Annotated in this window: 13 protein-coding genes; 3 read left to right on the top strand and 10 right to left on the bottom strand. The window is 57.3% G+C overall.

Annotated elements, in window-relative coordinates; all coding sequences use genetic code 11:
- Positions 1-123: 123 nt before the first annotated feature.
- The 6 genes from lon to OLX77_RS10620 all read right to left on the bottom strand — a co-directional run bounded on the left by lon (position 124) and on the right by OLX77_RS10620 (position 6,206).
- The gene (gene lon, locus OLX77_RS10645; protein ID WP_307633577.1) at positions 124-2,514 is read right to left on the bottom strand and encodes an endopeptidase La; all 2,391 of its coding nucleotides are present in this window, start codon (positions 2,512-2,514) and stop codon (positions 124-126) included.
- Positions 2,515-2,570: 56 nt separating this feature from the next.
- A complete protein-coding gene (locus OLX77_RS10640) occupies positions 2,571-2,993 on the bottom strand; it encodes an Hsp20/alpha crystallin family protein (protein ID WP_307633576.1) in 423 nt (140 codons plus the stop codon).
- Positions 2,994-3,034: 41 nt separating this feature from the next.
- Positions 3,035-3,220, bottom strand: a complete 186-nt coding sequence (locus OLX77_RS10635; protein WP_307633575.1) for an ankyrin — start codon at positions 3,218-3,220, stop codon at positions 3,035-3,037.
- Between the two features lie 129 nt (positions 3,221-3,349).
- Positions 3,350-4,117, bottom strand: a complete 768-nt coding sequence (locus OLX77_RS10630; RefSeq protein WP_307633574.1) for a transcriptional repressor — start codon at positions 4,115-4,117, stop codon at positions 3,350-3,352.
- A gap of 25 nt (positions 4,118-4,142) precedes the next feature.
- Positions 4,143-4,862 carry an arginyltransferase gene (locus OLX77_RS10625; RefSeq protein ID WP_307633573.1) on the bottom strand — a complete coding sequence of 240 codons (720 nt, stop codon included), beginning with the start codon at positions 4,860-4,862 and terminating at the stop codon, positions 4,143-4,145.
- Between the two features lie 174 nt (positions 4,863-5,036).
- A complete protein-coding gene (locus OLX77_RS10620) occupies positions 5,037-6,206 on the bottom strand; it encodes an exo-beta-N-acetylmuramidase NamZ family protein (RefSeq protein WP_307633572.1) in 1,170 nt (389 codons plus the stop codon).
- Between the two features lie 191 nt (positions 6,207-6,397).
- On the opposite strand from OLX77_RS10620, the gene OLX77_RS10615 reads away from it, so the two are divergent.
- Both OLX77_RS10615 and OLX77_RS10610 read left to right on the top strand, forming a co-directional pair.
- Complete coding sequence (locus tag OLX77_RS10615) at positions 6,398-7,162, top strand: ATP-binding protein (RefSeq protein WP_307633571.1); 765 nt, start codon at positions 6,398-6,400, stop codon at positions 7,160-7,162.
- 2 nt (positions 7,163-7,164) lie between these two features.
- Positions 7,165-7,866, top strand: coding sequence for a class I SAM-dependent methyltransferase (locus OLX77_RS10610; RefSeq protein WP_307633570.1), 702 nt, complete (start codon positions 7,165-7,167; stop codon positions 7,864-7,866).
- Positions 7,867-7,870: 4 nt separating this feature from the next.
- On the opposite strand, the gene OLX77_RS10605 is transcribed toward OLX77_RS10610, so the two are convergent.
- Genes OLX77_RS10605 through xerA form a run of 4 tightly spaced genes read right to left on the bottom strand, consistent with a single transcriptional unit; the run spans position 7,871 to position 11,336 of the window.
- Positions 7,871-8,389, bottom strand: coding sequence for a zinc ribbon-containing (seleno)protein DG (locus OLX77_RS10605; RefSeq protein ID WP_307633569.1), 519 nt, complete (start codon positions 8,387-8,389; stop codon positions 7,871-7,873).
- A gap of 47 nt (positions 8,390-8,436) precedes the next feature.
- A complete protein-coding gene (hslU, locus tag OLX77_RS10600) occupies positions 8,437-9,828 on the bottom strand; it encodes an ATP-dependent protease ATPase subunit HslU (protein WP_307633568.1) in 1,392 nt (463 codons plus the stop codon).
- A 17-nt stretch (positions 9,829-9,845) separates the two neighbouring features.
- A complete protein-coding gene (gene hslV / locus OLX77_RS10595) occupies positions 9,846-10,385 on the bottom strand; it encodes an ATP-dependent protease subunit HslV (RefSeq protein ID WP_307633567.1) in 540 nt (179 codons plus the stop codon).
- Between the two features lie 36 nt (positions 10,386-10,421).
- A complete protein-coding gene (gene xerA, locus OLX77_RS10590) occupies positions 10,422-11,336 on the bottom strand; it encodes a site-specific tyrosine recombinase/integron integrase (RefSeq protein ID WP_307633566.1) in 915 nt (304 codons plus the stop codon).
- Between the two features lie 192 nt (positions 11,337-11,528).
- Between xerA and OLX77_RS10585 the strand changes: the two genes are divergently transcribed.
- Positions 11,529-11,774 (top strand): exodeoxyribonuclease VII small subunit, encoded by a 246-nt coding sequence (locus OLX77_RS10585; RefSeq protein ID WP_307633565.1) that lies wholly within the window; start codon positions 11,529-11,531, stop codon positions 11,772-11,774.
- The last annotated feature ends 7 nt before the right edge of the window (positions 11,775-11,781 follow it).

Below are 11,781 nucleotides of genomic sequence, written 5' to 3'. Positions count from 1 at the left end.
TGACGGGGTTAACCCCAACATATCCATAGGGGGCCCATTTTTTTTAAGGGGTCTGAATATGCCCCCATAATCAACCCGACCTTGCCCCGCTTCCTTTTTCCAGAAACTTAAAAGACGAGACTGTCATTCCTTGTCCAGCAACAGGCCAAGCGCCTCCTTAATATCCTGGACCAGATGGAAGCGGACCCCCTCTTTCACGTTATCCGGGATCTCCACCACATCTTTCTCATTGAGGGCGGGGAGAACAATCTCCTTGATCCCGGCCCGCACCGCGGCCAGCACCTTTTCCTTGACCCCGCCCACCGGCAACACATCGCCGCGCAGGGTGATCTCCCCGGTCATGGCCATGTCCTTGCTCACCGTCCGCCCGGTAAGCAGCGAAACCAGCGCGGTGACCATGGCCACCCCGGCCGAAGGCCCGTCCTTGGGGATGGCGCCCTCCGGCACATGGATGTGCAGGTCGATCTTGGCAAACATCCCTTCTTCGACCCCCAAATCCTTGGCATGGGAGCGAATGTAGGTCAGGGCGGCAGTGGCCGACTCCTTCATCACCTCGCCCAGCTTGCCGGTCAGGGTGAGGTTGCCCTTGCCCTTCATTTTCGCAGCCTCGATAAAGAGCAGCTCGCCGCCCACCGGCGTCCAGGCCAGCCCGGTCGCCAGCCCCGGCCCCCAGGTTCGGGCCTTGGTTTCGGGAAAAAATTGGATAGGCCCGAGATAGGTGACCAGATTGTCCGCATCAACCACGGTGGTACCGGTCTTGCCGGTGACGATCTCCTTGGCAACCCCGCGGCAGATCGCGGCCAGCTTCCGTTCCAGATTTCTGACCCCGGCCTCCCTGGTGTATGAGCGGATGATCATCCGTATCCCCTGATCTTCGATCTTCAGATCGTCATCGCTCAGGGCATGGGCCTCCAGCTGCTTGGGCAGGAGGTGCCGCTTGGCAATATTGAGTTTTTCTTCGTGGGTATAGCCGGAGAGCTCAATCACCTCCATCCGGTCGCGCAACGGCCCGGGGATATTGTCGATGATATTGGCGGTGGTAATGAACATCACCCTGGAGAGATCAAAGGGGATCTCCAGATAATGGTCGGCAAAGCTGAAGTTCTGTTCGGGATCCAGCACCTCCAGCAAGGCCGAGGAAGGGTCGCCCCGGAAATCCATGCCCAGCTTGTCGATCTCGTCCAGCATGAAGAGCGGGTTGTTGGCCCCGGCCTTGCGCAGGCTCTGGATAATGCGGCCCGGCAGGGCGCCGATGTAGGTGCGGCGGTGGCCGCGGATTTCCGCCTCGTCCCGCACCCCGCCTAAGGAGATGCGGATGAATTTCCGGTCCATGGAGCGGGCGATGGATTGGCCGAGCGAGGTCTTGCCCACGCCCGGCGGGCCGACAAAACAGAGGATCGGCCCGTGCATGTCCTGCTTGAGTTTGCGCACCGCGAGAAACTCGATGATCCGTTTTTTGATCTCGTCCAAGCCGTAATGGTCTTCGTCCATCACCTGCTGCGCCTTGACGATATCCAGGGAATCAGGGGTGGATTTTAGCCAGGGCAGGTCAAACAGCCAGTCAAGGTAGGTCCGGGAAACCGTATATTCCGGTGAGGATGGCGAGATGCGGGCCAAGCGATCGAGTTCTTTTTCCGCAGTCTTCTTCGCCTCTTCCGGGAGCTCGGTCTCGGCAAGCTTTTCGCGTAGCTCCTTGAGATCGAGATTTTCCTCTTCCTCGCCAAGCTCCTTGCGGATGGCCTTGAGCTGCTGGCGGAGAAAAAATTCCCGCTGCTTATCATCCGTATCTTCCTTGATGCTTTTCTGGATTTCCTGGCTCATTTCCGCCGTCTCAATACGTTTATTGAGTTCCCGGGCGGTTCGGTGCATCAACTCCTTGCCAGGACCAATCTCAAGAAGCGCCTGTTCCTCCACCGGCGTAAGATTGAGCTGGGAAATCACCAAGTAGGAAATATAGAAAGGATCGGAAAGGGAATCGATGGTGGTGACCAATTCAGAGGGAAGCAAAACCAAATCGGCCAGTTTTTTAAACTGGGTCCGCAGATTGAGCTCCAGTGCCTCAACCTCTTTATCCTCTTCGATCGCCATGGGGACAATGGCGACCCGCGCTTTCAGATAGGGCTCTTCTTGAACATATTCGACCAGTTCCAATTTCTTGATGGCGCTGATCAAAACATGGTAGCCGCCCTCCCTGACCTTGACCAGCTTGTGGATATAGCCCAGCACCCCGACCCGGTACAGATGCTGAGGCTCAACCCGCTCCTGTTTCTCTTCCCCGGCTTTCTTATGGCTGACAATGGCAAGCAGCCGATCTTTAAGAATTGCATCATCAATGAGCTGCTGGGAGGCGGGATGCAAAATATTCATCGGAAAGCCCATGCCAGGGAAAAAAACGAATCCGTGCAGGGGCAGCACCGGCAGGATCTCAGGCACCGGCAATGTGGCAGGGTCACTATGATGTTCCGCCTTTTTTGCCGCACCTTCCGTGTCTTGTAGCCTGTCGTCCTCACTCATAGGTATCTACCCGCATCGTTATATTTTCAGAATACAGAAATCCGTCGATTTCACCCTTATCTCACGGGAATCTTGATCTTGCCGGGATTGCGCCGTAGCGGCAGGGTAATCTGGAGAAAACCGTTTTTGGTCTCCGAAACCGCCTTGGCAACATCAACTGCTTTGGGCAAAGAGATTGAGCGTTCAAAAAAACCGTGCTCGATCTCCAGCTGATGAATAGCCGACACCATCTCCTGAGGAGAATATCCCCGCTCTCCGGAAACGGTGATCTTTGTCCCGTCTGCCAACACGGAAAGTGCCTGCGGGTTCATTCCGGAAATGTCGATCTGGACAATGATCGCCGAAGCGGTTTCATACACATCGGCGGCGGGAAACCAGTTTCCGCCCTGCCCCACGGAAAACATCCGGTGCCGGAGAATGTTTCGTGGTATTGCGGCGACAGACTGGCTTGGAACGGTTTTCTTTTTGGAGTGATCCATGGCGTTTATTCCTGCACGCGCTTTCGCGAAAAGCAATCCGGCTAAAGATTTTCAACAAACCCGGTCCCCTTGCACATGGGGCAGGTCACTTGCGGCACACACTGGCAATCATTCCAATCATCGCCGGTTTTGGACCCACGCCACTCGCTGTTGCATTCGCAGGTTCCCTGAATCACCTTCTCGCCGTTGCATTCCGGGCACACCTTTTTATCCGAATTGCTCATCATCCCCCTCCCTGTTGTCAAATGAGAGACTGCCGGCCAGGCTCCCCGGCCCATGCTTCTTCACACTCCATTAAAAGTATGGGACAGGTTCGGGTGGATGTCAAGGGATGGAGAAAACCGGCCGGGAAATCCTTACGATTCCTCGCCATGGCGGCAGGCATGGGCGACCATGATCTTTTTGGCCAAACCGGCATTGATGGCCAAGCGCGTGCCCTTGCTTGCCACGATCAAAGGACCGGAGGAATGGTTGCTGACAATCTCGAGACATGCCCCCACCGTAAGGCCCATATCGTGCAATCTGGCCTGCACTTCCCGGCCGCCCAGGATGGTGACGATCCGCACCCGTTCGCCATTGGCGGCATATTGCAAAGAAAGGGCCGGTTCCCGCTGCGCCATGCAGGCAGCGCAGAGGCCGTAGATCTCCATCTTGTGCTGCAGGGGGTGAAACTGGAATTGGCGGGCGATTTCGTGCTGCAGCCTTTCCAGATTCTGGTTGGCAAACTCCTGGATCTTGCCGCAGCGGGTGCAGATAAAATGGTCGTGGTGCATGCCGAGGTGGTGATGTTCGTAGACCGGTTCCTGGGTTTCGAACAGCTGTTTCTGGGCAAAGCCGAACTGGCAGAACATCTCCATGGTTTCCTTGAGAAACTCCCGGTCCAGCAGCTCCGGTCTTGTCCCCTTGATGATCCCCTCCAGCCCGGTCAGAGTAAGATGCTCTTCCACCGAGAGGAAAATATCCAGCACCTGCAAACGCTCTTCGATCCGCGAAGCGTTGAAGGATGCGAGCACCTCCTGGAACTGTTCCCGCTCCTGCTGGTGCTGGGTCTGGGGATCGACCTCTTCCCGGCCTGTCCCTAGCCCACCCTTGCTTTTTGTGGACCAAAACGGAAACCCGAACATGCTCACCTGCTCCTTGTAATCTGTCTCAATCGACCTGCCGCCACTCGTTGTTGCGCAGCACGGAGTGGGGCCGAAATCGGGCCTTATAGGTCATGGCCGCAACCTCCTCTATCCAATAGCCAAGATAGAGATAGTCACAGTGTTCCCGCTTGGCAAGTTCGTTGAGGTACAAAATATTAAAAGTCCCCAGACTTCTTTTCTCACAATCCGGATCAAAATAGAAATACACCGCGCTCAGACTGCGCTCAGCCAGATCGACAATGGAGACCCCGAGCAGCTGCCCGGAAAGCCGGAAAGAAATTTCCATGGTCGGGGCCAGGGAATTAAAAAAGAACCCCGAATAATAATCCGAGGCCGTACTCGCCCTCCCAGGATAGCGACTGTTAAAAAAACGGTCCAGCAACTGCAGTTTTTCCGGGGTTACCTCAAGCGGGCCCACGCTGATCTCGATGTCCTGATTCCGCTGCCAGACGCGGCGCATGTTCCGGGATGGGCGAAAGGCGGCCGTCTCAAGCCGAATGGGCACGCAGGCCGTACAATCCGGACAGCGCATACCATAGATAGTGTTGCCGTTGCGCCGGTATCCGGCGGCGAGAAACTCCTCCAGCACAGCCGGGGGCAAAAAACTGAAACCCGCCTGGTGGTAGACCGCAGTGCGGTCGAGGGTGTACGGGCACTCCGCAGGGGTGTCCACAAAATATGGGGAGAGCTTGGCGATGAACCGGCTGGTATCACTTACATCCACGGAGGTCATGTCTCACGCTGGCAGGTCGCTTCGTATTGTTGGACTCGTAACAACTTAGAACTTGTTGCAAACAGGTGCTTCGACAGGCTCAGCACGAACGGAAGATCAAGACATTACATCAATAACAGCCGTTCGTGCTGAGCCTGTCGAAGCACCGCTGTTATAAGGCAATCCTTACTGATAGAGAAAATATTTTTGCCGGATCTCGCTGAACCCGTCAATCTCCGGTTGCCAAGCCGACTCAAGCTCCCGGATATCCGCGCCCGCAGCCAACTGATGCCTGAGAGTGCTGTCGCCCAGGATCAGATCAAGGGGGGTACGCTCGAACTCGTACTCATAGGGCGGCGCTTTGAGGGCGAACTGCTCGGGATAACAGCGCATAAATGCTTGAAGCAGGGCCAACGAGGTACGATAGGGTTTAAAGGTCTGCGGGTCCGTGACATGGAGCTGAAACCCCTTGCAGGGCTGGCCGGCCCATTTATTGGCCGTGGGCTCAAAGGCCAGGGGCCGCAGAGAGCAACCGGGCAAATCCACCCCCTGCATGCTGGTCAGCACCTGCTGCCACTCAAGAAACGGAGCGCCAAAGAGTTCAAAAGGCAGGGAGGTCCCTCTCCCCTCGGAGATATTGGTGCCCTCAAAGATCACCTGCCCGGGATAGACCAGGGCCGTAGTGGGATTGGGCATATTGGGCGAGGGGAAGACCCACGGCAATCCGGTATCGGCAAAGAGCATCCTCCGCTGCCAGCCTGGCATGGTCACCACCTCGAGATCCGCACCTATTCCATACTCACCGTTGAGCAGCCGGGCCAGCTCGCCAAAAGTAAGGCCGTGGCGCATGGGCAAAGGATAGAGCCCGACAAAGGAACGGCAATCATCCTGCAGCAGATTGCCTTCCACCGCCTCGCCGCCCACGGGGTTGGGCCGGTCCAGGACCACCACCTTTTTGCCGTGACGGGCCGCCTCCTCCATGCAGTAGGCCAAGGTGTAGAGAAAGGTGTAGACCCTGGTGCCCACATCGACGATATCAACAAGCAACACATCGAAATGCTCGTACATGGCAGCGGTGGGCCGACGCACCTCGCCGTAGAGGCTGAACACCGGCAGACCGCTGACCGGATCGGTCATGTGGTCCGATTCGATCATATTGTCTTGCTTCTCCGCAAAAAAACCGTGCTGGGGGGTAAAGAGACAGGTGAGTTGGCCCGGAAAAGCTGCCATGATCAAATCCCGGCTGTGACGCAGATGCCGGTCGGTTGAGGCCTGATTGCAGAGCAGAGCCAGCCGTTTGCCGGCAAGAGAGGCAGGAGGGGAAGCTAAAAGGTGCTCAATTCCGAGGGTAACCATTAATTCACCAGTATAAGACTTAGGATGGAATGACCGGCAGCCGCAGCGGACGGTATTTTTTTTCTTTGCACTTTGCCTCCGGCTGATTAATTTAGCAATCATGGAAGCCAGTGGAATATAATCGAACCAGCCGCCTTCTTGCATAAAAAAAGACCGGCGCACAACATGATCGGAAGCACAAAGGAATCTCTATGAAAATTGCCATCAGCGGCAAGGGCGGGGTCGGCAAAACCACGATCATGGCCATGCTGGCCAAATATCTGCAAAAGCAAGGGAAAGAGGTGCTGGTCATCGACGCGGACCCCAGCCCGCACATGGCCCAGAGCCTCGGCCTGGCCGAGGACGAAAAAATCACCCCCATCGCCGAGATGAAGGATCTGCTGGTGGAGCGCTCCGGCAAGGTGGATGGCTCGCCCTTTTACAACATCAACCCCCAGGTGGACGACCTGCTTTCCCGCTTCATCGTGGAAAAAGACGGGATCAAGCTCATGGTCTTGGGCGCCATCCAGACCGCCAAGGGCGGCTGCGCCTGCCCGGAAAGCAACGTGCTGAAAAGGATGCTCACCAAGCTGCTGCTCGCCCCCTCCCAGGTGGTGCTGCTCGACATGGAGGCAGGGGTGGAACACCTGGGGAGGGGCACCATCGCCGGGGTGGACCAACTGCTGATCGTGGTGATTCCCTCAAAATCCGGGGTGCGCACCGCACTCAAGATCAAGAAGCTCGCCGAGGAATCGGGCATCCCCCGCATCTCCTATGTGGGCAATCTGGTGGCGGATGACGACGACCGGGCCTTTCTGGCCGAAGCCCTCGGCGAGCCGCCCCTGGCCTGCTTCCCAGACTCAGCCGCGATCCGAAAAACGGAACGGGCGGGGTTGGCGATTACCGGGGCGTTGGGAGAGGTGGAAGAGGCGGCCGGGCAACTCATCAACAGTATCCTCGCCCAAGCGAAACAATGAGCATGACTGCGGTCAAAACCGCTTTCGACGAGGGAGCCCAGACCTACGACCGAGCCCGCAGGCAGCTGATTCCCTGCTTCGATGACTTTTACGGGACGGCGCTGGCGCTGATTCCGCACCAACCCCAGGCCACCTTCCGGGTCCTGGACCTCGGCGCAGGCACGGGAATGCTCTCGTCCCTTGTCGCCAAGAAGTTTGCCCAAACTAGAATCACCCTGCTGGACATCTCCCAAGAGATGCTGGACAAAGCCAAAGAACGGTTCGCCGGGATGGAGGAGCGTCTGGAGTTTATCGCAGGAGATTATGCAAACGGTCTTGAGGGACAATTCGACGTGATTCTCTCCGCCCTCTCCATCCACCACCTCACAGACACACAGAAGATCAAGCTGTTCAAGAATATCCATAATGCCTTGCCCGAGGGAGGCATTTTCATCAACGCCGATCAGATCCTCGGCCCGACACCGGACATCGAACAGGTGTACCAGGAAACCTGGCTCCGGCAGGCGCGGGATCTCGGGGTCTCCGAGGTCGACCTCAATGCGGCCCTGGAACGGATGCAGGCGGACCGGATGGCCCCCCTAAGCTCTCAGTTGGAATGGTTACGGCAGGCAGGTTTCAGTTCGGTGCATTGCTGGTACCAACAGTTCCGTTTTGCTGTCTTTTCCGGGCAAAAGGGCAAGGGCTGCACAAATCTGCCCACATAATTCCTCAGCCGAAACAGAGCCCGCAGTCCGGGCAGGTCGTGGTGGTGGTGGCAAAGGCAAAGCCGCAGGCCGGACATACCGCCTCCCCGGCCTCCGGGTTGAAAACCGCTCCGGCATGGGTGGCGTCGTGCTCGGCCAGGGCGGTTGCCCGGCGATGCTCTTGGGCAAGTACCTCCAACCCATCCCGCACCTCTTCCTGCCGGACCTGGAGCTGAAACTTGGGGGCACAGCCGCCACTGGCGCACCCCCCGGCTTCCTTGCTGATCATGGCGCCGATCTGTTCCGCCTCAAGCAGGTCCTTGAGGTGTTTGAGGTCGCCAAGCGCTCCCTGAAAAACAACGACCAATTGGTCGTCGGGGGTCAACGGTCCTTTCCGGTTCCGCCGGGAAGCGCCATTATTACTTTCCATGACAACCAGCTCCGCCCCCCAGATAAGGGCAATGGCGCAGGTCGCGCAGGTTTCCGCTTCCGCCCGGTACTCGTCCCGGCACTTGGGACAGTATTTCAAATCGCGTTCTATCATTTTAGTTCCCTCTCAAAGCTGTAAACCATACGCTGTCCGCTGACAGCTTACAAAATAAACCGGCTCAAATCCTCGTCTTCCGAGATATCCTGCAGCTGTTTTTTCACATATTCGGCGGTAACAAGAAACTTTTTTTCCTCGCGGTCGGTGGCGTCAAAGGAAAGCTCCTCCAGCAGCCGCTCCATTATGGTATGCAGCCGCCTGGCCCCGATATTTTCGGTTTTCCGGTTCACCGTGGCGGCGATTCTGGCCATACCCCGGATGGCGTCCTCGGCAAATTCCAGGGCGATCCCTTCGGTGGCCATGAGGGCGATGTACTGTTTGATCAGGGCGTTCTGCGGCTCGGTGAGAATCCGGTAGAATTCCTCCTCCCCCAGAGGGTTGAGTTCAACCCGGATGGGGAAGCGCCCCTGCAGCTCCGGCACCAGATCCGAGGGCTTACAGAGATGGAAGGCACCGCTGGCGATAAAGAGGATATGGTCGGTCTTGACCATGCCGTGCTTGGTGGTCACGGTGGAGCCCTCGACAATGGGCAACAGGTCGCGCTGCACCCCCTCGCGGGAAACCTCGGGCCCGTGGCCTGAGCCGCCCTGGCGCGAGGCGATCTTGTCGATCTCATCGAGAAAGATGATCCCGGACTGCTCGGTGCGCTGGATGGCAAGCCGGGTAACGCTCTCCATGTCGATCAGCCTTTCGGCCTCCCGTTTTTTGAGCACCTCCATGGCGTCCTTTACCAGCATCTGCTGCCGCTGGGTTTTCTTGGGAAACATCTTGCCGAACACATCCTTGAGCCCGGATTCCATATCGTCCAGGCCGCTATTGCCGTGGGAAAGGATCTCGAGCATGGGCATCGACTGGGACTGATCAAGTTCCATCTCCACCTGTTTTGCATCAAGCTTGCCATCCCGGAGCATCTGCCGGAATTTTTCCCGGGTGGAATCCGACAAATCCCCTGCCCTGCTGCCATCTTCGCTTCTTTCCGCCATTGGCGTTACCTGCCCCAAGGGGGCCGGACGCGGCGGCACCAGCAGGTCGAGCATCCGCTCTTCCGCCTGCTCCGCAGCCTTCTGCGTCACCTCCTCCCGCGCTTCCTCACGCACCATATTGATGGCCAGATCAAGGAGATCGCGAATCATGGACTCCACATCCCTTCCCACGTAGCCGACTTCGGTGAACTTCGAGGCCTCCACCTTGAGAAAGGGCGACTGGGCCAGACTGGCCAAGCGACGGGCGATCTCGGTTTTCCCGACCCCGGTGGGACCGATCATGATGATATTTTTGGGCGCGATCTCCTCGCGCAGGGGCATGGGCACCTGCTGGCGCCGCCAGCGGTTGCGCAGGGCAATGGCCACGGATTTCTTGGCTGCGTCCTGGCCGATGATATAGCGGTCGAGTTCGGCCACGGTTTGCTTGGGAGTCAGGGTGTTCATGGGTTCCATCTTAAAATGTCCTTTCTTTACTCTGCCGCCATTTTCTCAACAGTAATATGGTCATTGGTATAGATGCAGATGGAAGCGGCAATCCGCATCGCCTCCCGACAGATCTCCTCGGCGGAAAGCTCACTGTGCGCCACCAACGCCTTGGCTGCGGCCTGAGCATAAGGCCCGCCCGAGCCGATGGCCAGGATGCCGTCGTCCGGCTCGATCACGTCACCGGTGCCGGAAAGGAGCAGGGAATGGTGCTTATCCACCGCGACCAGGAAAGCCTCCAGTTTCCTGAGCATCTTGTCCGTGCGCCAATCCTTGGCCAATTCCACCGCCGAGCGCATCAGGTTGCCGTCATACTGCTCAAGCTTCTGCTCCAGCCGGTCGAACAGGGTAAAGGCATCGGCCGTGGCCCCGGCAAAACCGGTGATGACCTTGCCTTCGTAGAGGCGGCGGACCTTGCGCGCCTCATGCTTCATGATGGTATTGCCCAGCGATACCTGGCCATCCCCGGCCAGGGCCACTTCACCCCTGTGCCGGACGGCAATGATTGTGGTCGATCTGATTTTCACAGTTACTCCTCCCGATGGAGATTGTCATCTAACGGTTTATCTTCTCGCCTTTGGATGGGCCCGGTCATAGACCTCGTTCAGATGATCCATGTTCAAGTGGGTGTAGCGTTGGGTGGTTGAGAGGCTGACATGCCCCAGCAGTTCCTGCACCACCCGCAGATCCGCCCCCATTTCCAAAAGATGGGTGGCAAAGGAATGGCGCAGGGCATGGGGCGTTACCCGGGCGGCGATTCCGGCCCGCATGGCATAGAGTTTCACCAGCCGTTCGATACTGCGGGTGGTGAGCCGTAAGCCGCGGTGGTTCAAAAAGACCGCCTTGTTTTCCGGTGCATCCCCACGGGCGATGCGTTCACGGATCAACAGGGTCCGCTGGGGAAGGTATTGCCCCAGGGCTTCCAGAGCCGGACTGCCCACCGGCACCAACCGTTCCCGGTTGCCCTTGCCGGTAACCCGCAGCATACCCTCCTCCGCATCAAGCCGCTCAAGATCCAGGGCCGCCAGTTCGGCAACCCGCACCCCGGTGGAATACAGCATCTCAAGAATCGCCCGGTCACGGAAGGCAAAGGCATCCCCGCTGCCCGGCATCTCCAGCAGGGTAAAGACCTCGTCCACCGTGAGAAAAACAGGCATATGCTTTTCCTGTTTCGGCGTGGCAATGGGGGCGACAGGGTCATGGGTTACCACCCCTTCGCGGAGAAGATGGCGGAAGAAGGTACGCAGGGCGGAAAGCTTCCTGGCCACGGAGCTGCCCTTGTTTTTCCCGTTGAGGCTGTACACATAGGCGCGGAGTGTACGGGGTTCGATCTGGCGGACATCCTGAGCAGGGTCGACAAACAGGGCAAATTCGGCAAGATCACGGCCATAGCTCTCAACGGTTTTGGGGGAATACCCCTTTTCCACGGAAAGCCAGCGACTGAATTGGGGGAGCAGATCCTGCAGGGAATATGGCATGAAGATTTTTCTTAAAATGAATCGTTTAAGCCACGCACATAGAGTGATTTCAGAATCCGAACAACCTACCATACTCATGTTTTTTTGGAAAGACATTGCCCATAACCGCAACTTCATTTATTTTAGAAGATTCTACGCATTCTTGCCGTCAGACGAGGACCATTCTTTTTTTGAAAACCCTCGGGAGGAGACATGTCCAAAAAATCGTTCGAAGAAGCCCTGGAGGCCCTTGAGCAGATCACACAGGAGCTGGAAGACGGCGACCTGAGCCTTGAGAAATCCCTGAAGAAATTTGACGAGGGGATCAAGCTTGCAGAGTTGTGCAACCACAAACTTGAGGAAGCGCAGCAAAAAGTGGACCTTCTCTTGAAAAAAGACGGCAAGCTGATCAGTGTTCCCTTTAACAATTCCGACTCGGTTTCAGATGACGAAGCCTAGTCTCTAC

It is taken from the genome of Thiovibrio frasassiensis (assembly GCF_029607905.1).
In the GTDB taxonomy this organism is placed as follows: Bacteria; Desulfobacterota; Desulfobulbia; order Desulfobulbales; family Desulfurivibrionaceae; genus Thiovibrio; species Thiovibrio frasassiensis.
Note: the sequence above shows the minus strand (reverse complement) of the source record. Positions and strands in the feature narration are given on the sequence as shown.